The 17,510-nt window shown below is 55.7% G+C and carries 14 protein-coding genes; 7 read left to right on the top strand and 7 right to left on the bottom strand.

All coding sequences use genetic code 11. The features are described from left to right. Window positions 1-108 precede the first annotated feature (108 nt). The 4 genes from BN4275_RS10265 to BN4275_RS10250 all read left to right on the top strand — a co-directional run bounded on the left by BN4275_RS10265 (window position 109) and on the right by BN4275_RS10250 (window position 4,822). Window positions 109-789, top strand: coding sequence for a response regulator transcription factor (locus BN4275_RS10265; RefSeq protein WP_066457712.1), 681 nt, complete (start codon window positions 109-111; stop codon window positions 787-789). Continuing rightward, window positions 782-2,071: a sensor histidine kinase gene (locus BN4275_RS10260; RefSeq protein ID WP_066457708.1), complete on the top strand. Its 1,290-nt coding sequence runs from the start codon at window positions 782-784 to the stop codon at window positions 2,069-2,071. Before BN4275_RS10265 ends, BN4275_RS10260 begins: the two co-directional genes overlap by 8 nt. Before the next feature lie 87 nt (window positions 2,072-2,158). Next, window positions 2,159-3,277: an ABC transporter ATP-binding protein gene (locus BN4275_RS10255; RefSeq protein ID WP_066457705.1), complete on the top strand. Its 1,119-nt coding sequence runs from the start codon at window positions 2,159-2,161 to the stop codon at window positions 3,275-3,277. Window positions 3,278-3,376: 99 nt separating this feature from the next. Continuing rightward, entirely contained in the window at window positions 3,377-4,822 is a 1,446-nt protein-coding gene (locus BN4275_RS10250; protein WP_066457702.1) for an N-6 DNA methylase, read from the top strand. Between the two features lie 77 nt (window positions 4,823-4,899). On the opposite strand, the gene BN4275_RS10245 is transcribed toward BN4275_RS10250, so the two are convergent. From BN4275_RS10245 to BN4275_RS10215, 7 genes are all read right to left on the bottom strand, one after another. Next, window positions 4,900-5,817 carry a DMT family transporter gene (locus tag BN4275_RS10245; protein WP_066457692.1) on the bottom strand — a complete coding sequence of 306 codons (918 nt, stop codon included), beginning with the start codon at window positions 5,815-5,817 and terminating at the stop codon, window positions 4,900-4,902. A 69-nt stretch (window positions 5,818-5,886) separates the two neighbouring features. Further along, window positions 5,887-7,185 (bottom strand): nickel-dependent lactate racemase family protein, encoded by a 1,299-nt coding sequence (locus BN4275_RS10240; protein ID WP_066457690.1) that lies wholly within the window; start codon window positions 7,183-7,185, stop codon window positions 5,887-5,889. A gap of 269 nt (window positions 7,186-7,454) precedes the next feature. Then, window positions 7,455-7,943: a TRAP transporter small permease gene (locus BN4275_RS10235; RefSeq protein WP_066457688.1), complete on the bottom strand. Its 489-nt coding sequence runs from the start codon at window positions 7,941-7,943 to the stop codon at window positions 7,455-7,457. Window positions 7,944-7,997: 54 nt separating this feature from the next. Further along, window positions 7,998-9,101, bottom strand: coding sequence for a TRAP transporter substrate-binding protein (locus BN4275_RS10230; protein WP_079988211.1), 1,104 nt, complete (start codon window positions 9,099-9,101; stop codon window positions 7,998-8,000). A 56-nt stretch (window positions 9,102-9,157) separates the two neighbouring features. After that, window positions 9,158-10,435 (bottom strand): TRAP transporter large permease, encoded by a 1,278-nt coding sequence (locus BN4275_RS10225; RefSeq protein ID WP_066457686.1) that lies wholly within the window; start codon window positions 10,433-10,435, stop codon window positions 9,158-9,160. A 1,010-nt stretch (window positions 10,436-11,445) separates the two neighbouring features. Then, window positions 11,446-12,096, bottom strand: a complete 651-nt coding sequence (locus BN4275_RS10220) for a histidine phosphatase family protein (RefSeq protein ID WP_161940196.1) — start codon at window positions 12,094-12,096, stop codon at window positions 11,446-11,448. A gap of 30 nt (window positions 12,097-12,126) precedes the next feature. Continuing rightward, on the bottom strand, window positions 12,127-13,854 hold the full coding sequence (locus tag BN4275_RS10215; protein ID WP_079988210.1) for a sigma 54-interacting transcriptional regulator: 1,728 nt from the start codon (window positions 13,852-13,854) through the stop codon (window positions 12,127-12,129). A 246-nt stretch (window positions 13,855-14,100) separates the two neighbouring features. Here BN4275_RS10215 and uxuA point away from each other — a divergent pair, with 246 nt between their 5' ends. The 3 genes from uxuA (at window position 14,101) to BN4275_RS10200 (ending at window position 17,510) form a co-directional block, all read left to right on the top strand. Further along, on the top strand, window positions 14,101-15,135 hold the full coding sequence (gene uxuA, locus BN4275_RS10210; RefSeq protein ID WP_066457674.1) for a mannonate dehydratase: 1,035 nt from the start codon (window positions 14,101-14,103) through the stop codon (window positions 15,133-15,135). A 397-nt stretch (window positions 15,136-15,532) separates the two neighbouring features. Beyond that, on the top strand, window positions 15,533-16,420 hold the full coding sequence (locus BN4275_RS10205) for an alpha/beta hydrolase (protein WP_158572891.1): 888 nt from the start codon (window positions 15,533-15,535) through the stop codon (window positions 16,418-16,420). A gap of 28 nt (window positions 16,421-16,448) precedes the next feature. Continuing rightward, a complete protein-coding gene (locus tag BN4275_RS10200) occupies window positions 16,449-17,510 on the top strand; it encodes a DctP family TRAP transporter solute-binding subunit (RefSeq protein WP_066457672.1) in 1,062 nt (353 codons plus the stop codon).

The following is a 17,510-nucleotide window of genomic DNA, read 5'->3' as shown; positions in this document are numbered from 1 at the left end:
AAACTTTCTGGAAAAAAGATTTCCGGTTTCGGGGATGCTTTAAAGAAACTTTCCAGAAAGCTGTGGTATACTTACCTTTAGAATGCAATGGAATTTCTGGAGGACGGCATGCGGATTTTACTGATTGAAGACGACGAAAAGCTCTGCGAGGCTGTTTCATTCGCACTGACGGCGGACGGCTATACGGTGGATGCCTGCCGCGAAGGGGACGACGGCCTCAGATGGATGCGCGAACGCGCCCATGACCTTGTGCTACTCGACCGGATGCTGCCGAAGCTCGACGGCGTGTCGCTTCTGAAAAAGGCGCGCGCCGAAGGCATCGGCACGCCGGTGCTGCTCGTGACCGCGCTGGGCGGCGTGGGCGAGCGGGTCGAAGGACTCGACGCGGGTGCGGACGACTATCTCGTCAAGCCGTTCGCCATCGAAGAGCTGCGCGCGCGGGTACGGGCAATGTGCCGGCGCCCGCGCGGATGGGAGCAGAGCGGGACGCTCTCTTACGCGGGCGTAGACTTTGACCCAATGCAGAAGCTCCTGCGCGGTCGGGAGGGCGAATGTTCCCTCTCGAAGCGCGAAAGCGACCTGCTGGAAACATTTTTTAAAAATCCCGGGCAGACGCTGCCGCGCGGCGTGCTGCTGGCCCGTGTCTGGGGTCCTGACGCGGGTGTGGAGGAAGGCAACCTCGACAATTATATCCATTTCCTGCGCCGCCGCCTGCGCTCGGTTGGCAGCGGGCTTCAGATCGCAACCGTGCGCGGTGTCGGATACCGTTTGGAGGAAGACGATGTTTGAAAAACTGCGGCGGCGGCTCACCCTTGTCTGCACCGCTGTGACCGGGCTGGTGCTGCTCGTCATGGCGCTGGCCTCACTGCATTTCTCAGTACAGCAGCTCTCCCAGCGTGCCGACGAGGCGTTCCAGGGCAACCTGAACGCGATCTTTTTCTATCTGCGAGGCCAGACCGCCATCGACCACACCTGGCTTTCCCAAACCGAAGCAGCGGGCGGCCTGTTGATCCGTGTGGAAGATAACGGCCGTCCCTTCCTTTATACCTACCAGAACCCGCAGCGCGAAGCGCTCACCAGCCTGGCGCAGCAACAGGCGCTTGCGCTTTACGGCTTCGACTGCACAAAGCCCCCTTCCACAAGCCTCATGCCGGACAAGGTGCTTTTCACACTCGATACGGGCGGGGTCCGTTACCATGCGGCGGTCTGTACCGTACCCGTGGCAAAAGGCTGGCTCGGCGTGACGGTGCTCAAATCCGCAACACAGGAACAGCTTCAGATCCAAAACCTCTGCTGGATTTTCGCCGGCTTCACCGCGGCCGCAATCCTTTGCCTCGGCCTGTTCGCCTGGGTATTCACCGCCCGGGCGATCCGACCGGTGGAGGAGAACCGCCGCAGGCAGGACGAATTTGTTTCCGCCGCCTCGCACGAGCTGCGCTCTCCGCTCGCGGTGATGCAGGCGAGCGCAGGCGCGATCCAGTCGGCGCCGCTCGAGGAAGCGCGCCGGTTTGCGCGCACCATCGAAAGCGAATGCACTCGCCTCTCCCGGCTGACCGGCGACCTGCTCACCCTGGCGGGAGCGGATATCCATCGCTGGACGATTGAGACCGCCCCTGTCGAACCGGAAACCCTGCTGCTTTCGGTGAGCGAACGGTTCGAGCCCGTCGCGCGGCAGCACGGGCTCTCAATTACCGCCATGCTGCCGGACGAACCGCTCCCACGCTGCCGGTGGGACGCCAGCCGGATTGAACAGGTGCTGTCGATCCTCATAGACAACGCCGTCAGCTATACCCCGTCAGGCGGGAAAATTCAGCTTGCGGCCGTGCGCTGCGGGCGGGCAGTCTGCCTGACCGTCACCGACAATGGGCCGGGCATCCCGGATGAACAGAAAGCGCGGGTCTTTGAACGGTTCTACCGGGCGGATGCGTCGCGCAGCAAACGGGAGCACTATGGGCTTGGGCTTTCGATCGCAAAAGAGATCGCGCATCTGCACAAGGGCAGTCTCATCTTAGAGGATGCGCCCGGAGGCGGCGCGCGTTTCGTCCTGACGCTGCCGCAGCGGATTCTTTAAGGAACTCTTTTTCACAGTTCGCGGCAGCGCTGATCCGCCCTTGGCGTATGCACAACACTTATTCCACCATGCAGGAGGACAAATCCAATGGCAGGCGTTACACTGCAAAATATCTGCAAGGTCTATCCCGGAGGGGTGGCCGCTGTGCAGGACTTTAATCTTGATATCGAAGACCGGGAGTTCATCATCCTGGTCGGGCCGTCCGGCTGCGGCAAATCCACCACCCTGCGGATGATCGCCGGACTGGAGGAGATCTCGGGCGGCGAGCTTGCAATCGGTGGCAGACGGATGAATGAAACGCCGCCGCGCGACCGGGATATTGCCATGGTCTTTCAAAATTACGCACTCTATCCGCACATGACTGTCTATGACAATATGGCCTTTGGTCTCAAAATGCGTAAAATCCCCAAAGCCGAGATCCACAGGCGGGTCGAGGATGCCGCGCGCCAGCTTGAGATCACGGAACTGCTCCCGCGCAAACCAAAGGCGCTTTCCGGCGGCCAGCGCCAGCGGGTCGCGCTTGGGCGCGCGATGGTGCGCGACCCAGCGGTCTTTTTGCTTGACGAACCGCTCAGCAACCTCGATGCGAAACTGCGCGCCGCGATGCGCGCGGAGATCTCACGGCTGCACCAGCGGCTGGGAAGCACTTTCGTCTACGTCACCCACGACCAGACCGAAGCGATGACCATGGGCGACCGGATTGTCGTGATGAAGGACGGCTTCATCCAGCAGGTCGATTCTCCGCAGGCGCTTTACGACCATCCCTGTAACCTGTTTGTAGCGGGCTTCATCGGTTCGCCCCAGATGAATTTCCTTCCCGCGGCGCTCGAACAGCGGGAAGGAGAATTCTACGCAGTCTTTGGGGAAAACGCTCTCCCGATCCCTGCAAAACGCTTTTCACCACACGTACTGGAAAACGCCGGATGCAGAAAACTTATCCTTGGCATCCGGCCGGAAGATTTACATAGCAGCGCGGCGTTTCCGGGCGAAAGCGCGCCACATCCGGTAAACGCGGTCATCGAGCTGGTTGAACCGATGGGAAGCGAAAAACATCTGCACCTCTCCTGCGGCGGCGAAAAGCTGGTCGCCCGGGTGTCTCCGCGCGAAGCCGCCCAGCCGGGCGATTTCTTCCGCATCTTTTTCGACTGTGTCAAACTGCATCTTTTCGACCCTGAAACCGGCTGCGCACTCCCGTCCGGCATCTGAACCGGGCGGGTATTTTTTTGTTGCTGTCGCGATTCCCGCGGTTGCGATCCCAGTCGAAAAATGGTATCCTTAAACCAGGAAAGCTAAAGGAGGGATTCCATGCCTGATATGCCCGCCGGTTCAGCGGATCTTCTGCTTGAATCCGCCGCAATGCTCGAATCGGTGCATGCGGTCATCAGCCGGATGATCCATCGGAGCGACTCCGATTTTATGCTCACCACCGCCGGACTGCTCCAGACGCCGCCCGGCACACAGCGGCTGAACCCCGTTCCGGGGAGAACGGACGAGACGTTCGTCCCCTTCCCGATCACCTGTGTGACCGGGACCTCCCGCTTCGCGGCCGACGCTGCCCTCCTGAGCCCGCCGTTCGGTCCAATCTCCGGATTTGAGAATCCTCCGGCCAACCCTTACGGCGCGAAACGCCTGGAGTCCCTCTTTCTTTACGACACGATTTCACGGCTTCCCATTGGGGGGCGCTGCGCGGCCATCGTGCCGGATGGTCTGCTCTCCCGCGCAATGGATAAAGCCCTGCGCCGCGAACTGGTCGAACACCAACGGCTCGAAGCGGTCATCCTGCTGCCGCTGCACACCTATCAGCCGTATGCCAACGTCTACACCGCCGTCCTGTCCTTTGTCAAAACCGGCGAGGGGACGTCCGGCCCGGTTTGGATGTATGACGCGCGTTCCCTTCCGCTCGACGATCGGTTTACCCAGACCGTCCTCCGGGCGTTTGCAGCACGGCTCCTGGAGGATACCGCCGATCCGAACGCGCTGTGGCTTTCGTCCGAAACGCTTGCGAAAAAACAGTTCTGCCTTGACCCGGCGCGTTATATCCGCCAGGGGAAACCGGCCGGCGCAATCTCAGAAACAGAGCTGTACGCGCAAATCCGTGCATTGCAGCAGATATCTCCCCAAGCGGCGCAGCAGGACAATGTCCAGCTCAGCTTTTTTGGCGATCCGCCCGCGCCCGATAAGCATCTCAAGGAACGGCGCGCGCAGCTGCGGAAGCTCTGCCGCGACTGCCAGGCGCTGATGGAACAGATCTTCTGTGAAATGTTTGAAGGCAAAACCGAATGGCCCACCGCCGAGGGGCATATGCTGTTCAGCCTGCGTTCCGGCCGCCGCCTGCCCAAAGACAGCCCCGGCAGGGATTTTCCGGTCTATGGTGGAAACGGTGTCAAAGGCTGGACCGGCAGCGCTTTCGCGGGACCCGAATCCGCCCTGTTCATCATCGGACGGGTCGGCACCTACTGCGGGTCGGTGCGCCGGGTCAGCGAGCCCTGCTGGATCGATGAAAACGCCTTTTATCTTGATACGCTCAAGCAGGAGATCGATCGGACTTTCCTGCTCTGCCTGATGCGGCATATGGATTTTAACAGCCTCAAGTACGGTTCCTGTTCGCCGCAGATTTCCCAGGCCGATCTGCTTGAACTCTCCTATATTCTTCCGCCGCTCAAATTGCAGCGGGAATTTGCAGAACGTGTGCGTGGTCTGCTCGCCAGTCAGGAGGAGCTTGAATACGCGCTGCGCCCGGAACGAAAATAACATGAAATTCCCCATACATCTGTTATTTACGCAACAAAAAATACCATCTGTAAAAAACAGATGGTATTTTTTAAGTTTTATTCAGTTTCTTCGACCGGCTCCACATGGATCTCTTTGAGCAACGGCGACCGCGCCTGAGAAACGGTGATGAGCAGGATACCCAGAATGATCAGGATACACCCCGCCAGCTTTGCCCAGGAGAGTTCCTCATGCAGGATCAAAACCCCCAGGATCACGCTGGTGATCGGCTCTAAAGTGGAAAGGATTCCCGCGGTCGAGGCCCCGATATACCGGATACCCAACTGGAAAAGCGCCAACGCGCCGATCGATACGAAAATGGACACCAAAAAGCTGTAAAACCAGGCAAGCGGCGTCATCTCGAACAGGGTCAGGCTGCCGGTTGCCAAGCCGAACAGTCCCGCGCTGGCGCCGGTACAGATGCACAGATAAAATGACAGCTTAAAATAATACATGTCCTTGAGGCCGGTCTTATCAACCCCCACGACATAAAAGGCATAGGCAAAACCGGAAACCACTGCCAAAACGATCCCAATAAACGCGGCGGAGGACGAGCGGTCCATGAAGAAAAGTACGCCGGCCGTGGCCAGTATAAGCGCCAACGCCTTCCATTTGTCGATCCGCTCTTTGAAAAACAGAATGCAGCTCAATGCGGTCAGCACCGGGTAGATGAAATGGATGGTGGTGGCCATTCCGACCGAAATGAAGCTGTAGGAAGCGTAAAGGGTGATCGTCGTGAGCGCGGAACCGAGTATCCCCACTAGCGCAAGGCTTTTGAACTCCCGCTCATTCACCGCGACCGGTACCTTCTTCATGCGCAGGATCACATACAGGATCGGCAGCGACAGGGCCGCCCGCAGGAAGGTCACAGTGATGCCGTTCGCGCCGCCGTCGTAAGCAAGCCTGGCAAAAATCGGTGTGAAACCAAAAATAATTGCGGAAAGCGCCGTATAGACTGCACCTTTATATCGATCCATTCGTTCAATCTCCCATGATTCATTCAGCTGGAATCCGCATACCGGTCCCTTCCCCTGGGCTTTTATAAACTATTTTGCCAGTTCCGGCAGCCCCTTCTGCGGCTGCGGATAGAACAGAACCTTCGGATCTTCCTTGCCGCAGAGCTGATAGGCTGTTTCCATCAGCTTTTCGGGGTCCTTGCAGGGAACCATATACATCTTCGAGATAACATCGTCCGAAACATTCGGGGAGTAGACCACAATCTTCACATGCTTTTTGAAGATCTTGGAAAGCAGCAGTGCGTGATCCATCTGAATCTCGTAATTCTCCAGCAGATATTTTTCCATATCCGCCAGGTTATCGGTGTTCTCAAATGGACGCAGCATATCCACCGACTGCACGCCTTCCGGGCAGTCACTATAAAGCACAACGGTGATATCCTCATCCAGTACGTCTGTCAGCGCGATGAGCGGCTTCATAGACTGATAAAAATCGAGGTTCAGAGGCACTCCCGGCGTGGTGACAATGATGTCCGGCTTTGTCTCGAGCCGCACGTTGCAGAACTGCCGGATATAGGCCACCGCAGCCGCGTGTGATTCCTCCAGACCGCCCGCAAACCCCGCGGAGGGCTCAAGCTTGTCGTTTACAACAAAGTTGACGGTGAAATCCATCCGGAACATCTTGGCCGTTTCCAGCATATCGAGATGGGTCGGATTGCCTTCCAGCACGCCCGGCACCGCGCATTCGGAATAGAGGTGCTCCGGCTTGTGGTTGATGACGATGGTGCGTTCGGACGAGATCCCTGGCAGCACCGATTTACGCCCGCCGGAAAAACCCGCGAATTCATGCGGTTCACATTTACCGACCGAGATATGCAGGTCACATTCATAAGCGCGGCGATTCACCTCCACAGGGGTGCCGTAGGAAGTGTCCCCCAGATAGACGAAACTGTCCTTGTCAAACGGCGTATGGTTCTCAATGCGCACCTTGCCATAGAATTCCTCACCCACGAAGGAGCGCATCTCCGCCTCGGTCGCCGGGCGGTGCACACCGATTGCAACGATAAAAAGAATCCCCTCAAGCGGGACACCCGCCTCCGTCAGCTCCCGGATGAGATGCCCGGAAACCTTATCGGTTGGGACGCGGCGGGAGGAATCCGATACGATGATGCAGGCGCTTTTGGCGCCCCGCTCCCGGGCAATCTCCGAAAGCCGTTTTCCGGAAACCGGGTTCTGGATAATCTGTTCATAGACCGCCGGGTCGGTGATGGGCGGAATCGGCTTGATGGCTGCCATCCCAAGGCAGTTCTTTGCGGGAACCGAAAGCGAAATCCCCTCCACATCGTCCAGATAACGGGCCATTCCATCCTTCACTTGAATCTCATACATAGTTGATCTCCTCCTTGCATTTCAATCTGTCGCAGACGACTTCCCACTTTCATTTTATCAGAGCTGTCCGCCGTCTGCAATGAAATGCTCTGGAAACCCGCGAATCGCACCAGGCCGCTTTCCAATTTGTTCTCACTTCGCTTCAATCGAATCATTTTGAGAAAACACGTGAATCTTTCAACCCGCCCTCCTGTTTCATTCTATCATAAATTAAAAGAAAAATCCTCCCAAAGCGAAATTCGCTTTGGGAGGATTTTATGTTGGTTTTGTCAGGCTTCCGCTTTTTTGCTCTTGATGTCCGCCCAGAGGTTGCGAACCTCATAGAAAGCCATCAGTCCAAAGGAAATCGGGACGGCGGAATAGCCAATGCCGATCGGCCAACGCAAAGCCGGGGTGGTCTGTCCTGCGGTTTTAATCAGCAGGACGATTCCCACAATGCAAACCAGAATCGAGGCGGCCAGCATTAAAAACTGGGAGAAATATTCACACATTTTCTGGATCTTTTTCGGCATCATTTCCTTAAAGATAACGATTCCGATATGTTCCCTGCTCTGGGAAATAACGGTCGCGCTCAGCATGCAGAACCACACCAGCGTGATCTTCAGGAACTCCTCCGACCAGGTCAGCGAGCTTCCAAGCACATACCGGCAAAAAACGTGTGTCCAGGAAACCACCAGCATAACACAGCCGATCGCTGTGATAATGGCAAGGATGAACTTGCCAATCTTGTTGACAATAGGATCTAATTTCGTCACCATACAAACCCCTCCTATCCGCGCGGGAGTACCGAAATTGGTCTTCCTTGCGATTAATTATTCAACGCCCAGCAGGATTTCCGCTTTCGCGGCATTCATGGCATCCATGAACTTGTTGACATAATCCTCACCGATTTCCGCTTTGACCTTATCCGAAACGGTGGTCTGGGAGATCGAAACCATCTCAGCTTTCGCTTCCGGAGAGAGCTCATTGAATTCCATGCCAAGATCAGTCAGCTTCGCAATGATCGCTTCTTCACGGGCAGCATTGACAAAGCGGCTGTAGTTCTGGCCCAACAGAGCGCCTTCGGAAATAACAGTCTGATATTCGCTCGGCAGCTTGTTGTACCACTCAAGGTTGGTAACCAGCGGCATCGAGTCATACAGATGTTTGGAAAGAGTGACATACTTCTGGACTTCGTTCATCTTGAGGTCCCAGATGTTGGCGAGCGGGTTCTCCTGGCCGTCAACGATCTTCTGGCTCATCGCCATGTAGAGTTCGGAGAACGGAACCGGAGTCGGGTTTGCGCCGAGCGCCTGGAAGTTGGCCATGTGCATCGGAGCTTCCATGGTACGGATCTTCAGGCCTTTGAAATCTGCGACCGAGTTGATCGGTTTCACCGAGTTGGTGACATGGCGGAAGCCGTTTTCCATCCAGGCAAGGCCCTTCAGGTTTTCAGCCTCAAGCTGATTGAACAGATCCCAGCCAGCCTGGCTGTCAAGAACCATCCAAGCTTCTTCATAGCTGTCGAACATGAACGGGATATCCAGAACCATGAACTTATCGCAGAAAGTCGTGATCGGGCCGATCGAAGCGGTCGCCATTTCCAGCGTGCCGTTCTTAACCTGCTCAACAGACTCGCGCTCCGCGCCCAGCTGAGAGTTCGGGAAAACTTCAACCGAAACGTTGCCGCCGGTCTTGGATTCAACATAATCTTTCATAACCAGCAGGCCCAGGGTCTGGGGATGCTCGAGGGAGTTACACGCAGAAATACGGATGCTGACCTTTCCAAGGTCCGGAGTGGTGGAAGGAGCAGCGGAATCACCCGCAGGAGCAGCCGACGACGCATTCTCACTGCCGCCGCAGCCGGCCAGGAGCGCCAGCGCAAGGCACATGGTCAGGCAGAGAACCCGAACGAACATTTTTTTACCCTTCAACATGAAGCAACCTCCTTAAATTTACATCGGAATTTGGTGGACTCTTGAATATTGGGGGTTTATGCATACCCTGTCAGGCGCGGCAGGAAGAGGCAGATATCCGGAACGAACGTGACCAAGAGCAATGATCCGATCGTTACGACCAGGAAAGGAATCGCTTCCTTTACCGTCTCCTCCAGTTTTACGCCCGCAATCGGGCTGGTGACAAAGAGCGTGATGCCGAACGGCGGCGTCGCAAGACCAACCACCAGGTTGATGCAGACGATGACCGCAATGTGCAGCGGGTGGATGCCAAGCTGCCATGCAACCGGCGCAATGATCGGGGCCAGGATGACGATGGACGCATAGTCATCCATAAAGCATCCGCAGATCAAAAGCACAACGTTGACCAGCAGCAGGAATACCCACGGAGGCATCTGGGAAAGCGGTCCAATGATGTAATCGAGCACGCGCTCGCTCGCGATTGCCCAGGACATAACGCTTCCGGCGCCCGCCAAAAGCAGGACCAGGCCGGAGGTGAGCGCCGCCTCGCGGAAAATTTCCGGGATATCATGAAGCTTTGCAGCTTTGTTGACGAAGAACGCCAAGAAACCACTGTACAGCGCCGCAACCGCCGAAGCTTCGGTGATGCTGAACACGCCGCCGAAGATACCGCCAAGGATGATAACCGGCAGCAGCAGCGAAGGCAGCGCTTTCCAGGTTGCCTGCATCTTCTCTTTGCCGGTGGTCTTGTGGTAGCTCGGGTAATTACGTTTCTTGGAAATGAACCATGCGATGATCATTTCGCCGCCGGCAATCATGATCGCCGGGACGATCGCGGTCATAAAGACGCCTGCGATGGACGTTCTTCCGACCGCCATGCAGTACATGATCATCAAAACGCTCGGCGGCATGATCGGGCCGAGCAGGGAAGCTGAGGACATGACCGCAGCGGAGAACGCGGGGCTGTATTTTTCCTTGATCATCATCGGGATCAGGAAAACACCCAGCGAAGCTGCCGACGCAACTGCAAGTCCAACGATCGAACCCATCAGCAGGCTCGCGCCGATGGTGACGATCGCAATCGCGCCTTTGGCGCGTCCGAAAAACACATTGACGAAATCAATCAGCGCTTCCAGCAGCCTGCCCTTCAGCATAAACTGCCCGGTCAAAACAAAGAACGGGACAGCCAGGAAAGAGAAGCTGCTCATACCCTCGTACATACGCTGGACGATCAGGATGATCGGCAGGTTTGATACGAGCAGGTACGCAAGACAGCTGATAATCAGGTTGTAAGCGATTGGAAGTCCAATGATCATGAGGAAAAAGAAGCAACAAATCAGGACGGTCAATTCCATGAAAACACCTCCATATTTTTTCTACACCCCGTAATTGCCGGTACGCCCTCGGAAGCACAAGCCCCTCCGGTTTCCGGCCAAGCACGCGAACCTGCACCTAATTTCAGACTTCAGGCCCAAGCGGCCTTCCGCCTTCCTGTGCGTTCGCGCGGCAAGGAGCGGCCGCATACCGTCGGCCAGATTTTTTGGATGCACTGCGCGCCCATCCCCGTTCGCTTTATTGGCGTTCCGCTCCCGAACTGCCGGGCCGGCGGACACAAAAACGAATTGAAATCTAGTCCCTCCTCTCCGGAATTGGATGGGATCTCCCGACGGGCGTAGCCGCCGGACGCGCAAGATCTTAAGCGGATGCTGATATCGGAAAACCGCCGCCCCACGCCGGTACGTTATTGGGGGACGGGGATTTCTTCGGAAATCAAGGATACCGTTTCGTTGCCATCAGCAGCTGTGGATTCGTGCATGGTTTCCTACAGTTTTGTATTTTTGTATCATACGCTACAAAACAAACCTGCATTCCTCACAAAAAACTTTCCGCTTTCAACAACGATATTATATAAAATGCAGCCAGCCATTTGCAATCGTCAATCCTAAATCTGGCAAAATTCCAATTTACCCTTCTGAAATCTTTCGGATTTGAAATGACCATATCATTTTGATACAACCGTGCACAGCGACCTGTACAAATCCATATGCCCAATGCAGGCACTATATACAAAGAAAGGCGTTATGATAAAATTCCCCCATCATAGCGCCTTTGCCAATCCATTTCATTTTCTCTGTACAATTGTTTTCATCAGGCCCACCCTTGAGAGTCAACAAGACTCCCAGACATTGTATCGGTTCCTGCTTTTGGATTTAGCTAAATTATAATACAAATGTGATGAAAAAGCAACCAGCATCTTACATTTTTGCTAAAAGACTGCGGTTTTCATAAAATGGCTCCACACCGCTTTCCCCAAATTGTTTCATACAGAGGATTTCATGAAAGAACAGATGTCCTCCATCCGCGCTCACTTTTTGAGGAAATTGGTCGCCACCACAAACCGCAGCTGCTCCGGAAGATGACTGTCGTCCCCGCAGTAAAGCAGCTCCGGTTCCCCCGGCCGCTCATAGCAAAGCTTGCTCACCGCCGTGTTGCCCACAATAAACCGGCGGAAAGTTTCAAACGGTTCCCTGCGGGCGTAGCTGATATAGGTCTGGATGACAAACCCGTGCGCAACCACCGCCAATGTTCCGCCCGGGTTCTCCGCCACGATCCCAGTGATTGCGGCGACCACCCGGTCATAGACCTGCCGCGCGCTTTCCCCCTGCGGCGCCGCGAAGCGCGACGGCCGGTCGCGCAGCGCGGCCATCTCCAGTGGGAAGCGCCGAAGATTCTCCTCGCCGGTACGGCCCTCAAGCAAACCGCCGTCGATCTCCCTGAGTCCCTCGCACAGGATTGGGGAAAGGGCGTGGTGCGCACAGATTCCTTCCGCCGTCCGCAGCGCCCGGCAAAGCGGGCTCGAATAAACCGCGTCGAGCGGAACCTCCCGGAAGCGAACGCCCAGGTACCGGGCCTGTTCGAGCCCCAACGCGTTGAGCGGCACATCCATCGAGCCCTGGAATTTCCCGTATACATTGAAGTCCGTCGTCCCATGGCGAACCAGATAAACCGTTGTCAATCGTCGTTCCCCCGATAAAATGGATTCCCGCTATTCAAACAGTGTGTTCTGCTGGATGCGGTACTGCTTGAGCTTGCGGTAAAGGGTCGCGTTGGAAATACCCAGCTCCTTGGCCACCCGTGATTTTGAGCGTGAGGAGTTTCCGAAGTCGTTGAGCGCTTTGAGGATCAGTTCCTTCTCTGCGTTTGCAAGGTTGTAGGCGTCTTTCTTGTCGTCGCGCAGCCGCTGCAGGATCAGTGGCGGCATATTCTCCGCCGTCACTTCGGTGGCCTGGCTGTCCATCTGTTCCACGACATAGGACACCACGTTTTCGATCTCACGGATATTCCCTTTCCAGGAGTAATCGAGGAACATCCCGCGCACTTCCTTGGAAAAGGTGATCCGCTTGTTCGCGTCCGCATTGCATTTTTCAAGATAGTAGTCCACAAACAGCAGGATATCCCGGCCGCGGGTGCGCATCGGCGGGATCTGGACGGTGTAAACCTCCAGCGCGTAAAAAAGTTCTGGCTTGAATTCGCCCTTTTGGGACATCTGCCGCAGATCCTTAGAGGAGCCGCAGATGACCTTGGTGTTGTTGAATTTGCTGTTCTGGATAACGGTGAGCAGGATCACCTGATTGGCAAGGCTCAGGTCTCCGACCTCATCTATATATAAGGTATTGCCCTCAAGCAATTCATTTTTCACCTGCACGTCGCCCGCCTGAACCTGTTCCCGGTCAAAGACCGCTTTCTCAATCAGCTCCTCGACCGCCGATCCATGCGTCAGACGGATAAACTGGTTGTTGCGGCGGATGCTTTCATTGTGGATGGCGCGGGCGTACATCTCCTTGCCGGACCCCGGCTCGCCCATCAGCAGCACCGGATTCGGGCTGTAGGCGGTCGCCTTGCAGGCGGAAACCGCTTCGAGGAAGGACGGACTTTCCCCGATCAGGTAATCAAAATTATACTGCTGCTGCATATCGCTCTGAGTAAGGTTTTCATGCAGCGTCTTGATATCTGTGAAGATGAATACCTTATTGATCTCCCCTTCGTTCACACCGTTTACATTATGTATGACGCCGGTCAGACGGATCCGTTTTGCACGGATACGCACCATGAAATCAGCCGAATCGGTTTTGTGTCCGCTTTTTTCGACAATCGCAAACTGCTTGATCTTGGTCAGGTACTGAATCTGCGCCAGATTGCAGTCGAGGATCTTCTCACAGCGGTTGTTCATATATAAAATCTTATTCTTGTCGTTTAAAATCATGACACCGTCACTGATGAGGTTGATCAGTTTCTCCCGCAGTTTGGTGTTGTAGACCTGCAGCCGCTGATCCTGGTATTCCCGCGCTTTCAGGGCAATCAGGTCGGTGATATTCTCCATGAAAAGGGTCAGCTTGTCGGCGCTGCGCATGATCGTCTCATACTGATCCGGGGAGGAGGACGCGATGCTGATCACGCCGAGCACTTCGCCGTCAAGCTTGATTGGGAAGCCCATTTCACACTGCCCCTTGCAGACCGGGCGGTTGATGCAGTCGCGGCAGATCTGGTCGGTTTCCGGGTCCTTGACAAAGATCCGTTCGCCGGTCTCCATGCATTTGGTGAAAAGGTTGCCATTATGCAGCATCGGGCTGCCGATCATGCGGTTGAAACGTCCGGTGCCCGCCACGCGCAGCAGGCGGTTGTCCGAGATATCCACATGCACATCGAACACAGTGGTGACCATTTCCACATATTTCGAGACATGTTCCTGAATGCTCATCAGCAATGATTCCATGGCTTCCTCCTTTTTTGGCACATCAGTTTCCGGGATGGGCCGGTCCTTTGCGCATCCCGCCAATCATATTTATTTTACCATCAGGAATTTAAAAATTGATTCCCTGCCGGAAAAATGACATTCAAAATGACATCATGGTTTCATTTTGATATTTTCCCACAGAGCGAAAAATGTGCTCGGCACACGTATCAAGCGGGCGATCCCGGGCAAAATTTTCTTGAAGCATTAAAAACTGGAGGAATTTTCATGAAACTTTCATTCCGGTGGTACGGCGCGGACGACCCGGTGAAAATCGAATACATCCGCCAGATCCCCACTATGCACAGCATCGTCACCGCAATTTACGACGTGCCGGTCGGCGAGGCCTGGCCGGCTGCGAAGATTCGGGCGCTTAAAGCGGAGGTCGAGAATGCCGGCCTTCATTTTGAAGTTATAGAAAGTGTGCCCGTGCATGAGGATATCAAGCTCGGCAAGCCCTCCCGCGACAGGTACATCGAAGCCTACCGGGAAAACATCCGCCAACTTGGGAAGGCAGGCGTCCGGTGCATCTGCTATAACTTTATGCCGGTCTTTGACTGGACCCGTTCCCGCCTTGACCAGCAGCTTGCGGACGGTTCGAACGCCCTGGTCTACTATAAGGAGGATGTGGATAAAATGGACCCCACAAAACTGGCCCTGCCCGGCTGGGATTCCTCCTATTCCACCGGCGAGATGAGCGGGCTTATCGCCGCCTACCAGGCGCTCGGCGAGGAAGGGCTCTGGGCCAACCTGAAGTATTTCCTCGAGGCAATTATCCCGGTTGCCGCCGAATGCGGCGTCAATATGGCGATCCATCCGGATGACCCGCCGTGGCCGATTTTCGGCCTGCCGCGCATCATCACCGGCGAAGCGGGGCTCGACCGCTTCCTCAAACTGGCCGACAGGCCTCAGAACGGGCTGACTCTCTGCACCGGTTCGCTCGGATCTTCCCCACAAAACGATGTGGTCCGCCTGGTGGATAAATATTCCTCCATGGGCCGCATCCACTTCATGCATGTGCGGAATGTAAAACTGGTCGGCGAAGGAAGCTTTGAGGAATCCGCCCACTATACCGAAGCTGGTTCACTGGACATCTACGGGGTCATGAAGGCGCTGCACAAAAACCGGTTTGACGGCTATCTGCGGCCCGACCACGGGCGTATGATCTGGGGCGAAACCGGCCGCCCGGGCTACGGGCTTTATGACCGTGCGCTGGGCGCGAGCTATCTGACCGGTATCTGGGAAGCGCTCGAAAAAGGCTGAAAGCAGTGATGTTCCGCTTCCATCCCCGAAAAAGGGCCTCTTGAAGGAGGCCCTTTTTCTCTGCCCAGAAATGCGCCGTCCCCTTCAGCACATTGCCCTATTTAAATGCAGAAATCTTTTCTTCCGTTCTGATTTCAGGCTGTTTTCATGAAAATAATGTTAATATTGTGCAAACACCAGCATGTATTTTAGTCAATTTATCAATTTATTTGAAAATACCTCAAAAATAAATCGTAAAAATCGCCACAAGTTTTGAAATGTGCAGTGTGCACATGATTTTCAAAAAATTCCTTGCCCAGTGAATATGGAAAAATCGCAAGCGAACGTGTAAGATTAATTTAAAGATTTTGAGATGTCCCCGGCCGGACAGCATCCCTTGAAATGGAGGAATCAAAATTTGGTCCTGGAAGAAAGCCCAGAAACCTATACTGTACTGGAAACGCCGGATATCAAACGAAAGTTTTTGGATATCCGCTACGCCGACCGAAACGAAGACGAGGCCTTGGATCTTTACCTTCCCGAGGAAGGCGACGGGCCGTTCCCGGTCATCATCGATCTGCATGGCGGCGGCTGGTATTACGGTGTGAAAAGTTCGCTCAAGGTCGCGCCTGTTCTCACCGGGCTGAAACGCGGTTACGCGGTTGTTTCCCTCGCTTACACCCTGAGCGTCCACGCGCCCTTCCCAGCGCAGATCTATGACGTCAAAGCCGCGATCCGCTTTCTGCGGGCGCACGCAAAAGAATATCACCTCAATCCCCAGCGGATCGGCCTGTGGGGGCTCTCCGCAGGCGCGCACCTCGCCGCGCTGGCTGGCACCTCTGCAAACGTCCGGGAGCTGGAGGATCTCACAATGGGCAACGCCCAATACACCTCGGACGTCCAGTGCGTGGTTGCCCTCTACGGCATCATGGATATCGGTAAGCTGGAGCGCCAGCACGCCGAATACGGCGTGGATCCCAACGAAGCCTGCAGCAACGACCGGTCGATGGGCGGCATGCTGCTTGGCAAGGCTCCCTGCAAAGTGCCGGAGCTGGTGCGCTTCGCAAACCCCGAGACTTACATAACCGCCAAGGCCCCTCCCTTTTTCCTGCAGCATGGGCTCGCCGACACCGTTGTCCCATTCCAGCAGAGCATCCTGTTTGCAGACAAGCTGGAGCAGGCCATCGGCACTGAAAAGGTAACCCTGGAACTCTGCCCCGGCATCAATCATGCGGAAAGCTTTTTCCGCACTCCGGAAAACACCGAAAAGATTTTCGCATTCCTTGATCAGTATCTGAAACAATAAACCAAAAAAGAATTAGGAGGCATTCCCTGTGAAAAAAACTCATTCGGTTAAACGCTGTGCAATCGCACTCCTTCTCACCGCCGCAATGCTCGCAACCGGCTGCTCTTCCGGTTCCTCCGCTCCGTCCTCCTCCGCGCCTGCCGCGCCCGCCGCGGATTCTTCCGCGCCCGCCGCTGACGAACAGGAGGAAGTCACCCTCCAGTACAGCACCACCTCCACCCCCGGCACCACCTTTGTGGAAGCTTTCGAAATGATGGGCAAGCTCATGGAGGAGCGCACCGGCGGCAAGGTTCATATCGAAGTGTTCCACTCGAGCCAGCTCGGCAACGAAACCGATGTGACCAGCAATGTCATCGACGGCGCGATCGATATGTGCAACTCCGGTTCCGGCGAGCTCGGAAAGCGGATGGAAAGCTTCAACGTTTTCCAGACCCCATACCTGTTCCGGGATTATGACCACTTCTCGAAATTCGTCGGCAGCGACGCGGAGGCCGGCCTGTTTGCAAAGGCGCAGGACGAGCTTGGCGCCGTGGTGGCCGGCACCCAGACGATGGGCGCCCGTTATGTGATCAACACCAAAGCCGCCGCTTCCAATCCGGAAGAAATGAAGGGTCTCAAGATCCGCTGCCCGGACATGCCCGCGATCATCTCGATCATCCGCGGCCTTGGCGCGGAACCCGCCCCGATGGCCCCGACCGAGCAGTACCTTGCGATGCAGCAGGGCGTCATCGACGGCGCGGAGCACACACCGTCCGGCATGGCAGCCTGGAATATCCAGGAGGTCTGCAAATACTTCTCCCTCACCGGCCACGCCCGTGAAGTCACCTTCACTGTCATTTCCCAGGCCGCGCTCGACAAGCTCACCCCGGAAAACCAGAAGATCCTCCTCGAAGTTGTAAACGAAGCCGCCGCATGGGGCAATCAGAAGACTGAAGACGACGAAGCGAAACTCATCCAGAGCTTCCATGACGACTTTGGTATCGAGCTGGTCGACGTGGATGCGGACGCCTTCCGCGCTTCCCTGCAGAGCGTCATCGATGAGCTCAGCGCCGCAGACCCCGATCTTTACGCTGCCGTCCAGGGGATCTGA

It is taken from the genome of Anaerotruncus rubiinfantis (assembly GCF_900078395.1).
GTDB classification, from domain to species: Bacteria; Bacillota; Clostridia; order Oscillospirales; family Ruminococcaceae; genus Anaerotruncus; species Anaerotruncus rubiinfantis.
This window is presented reverse-complemented; position numbering and strand designations above follow the sequence as displayed.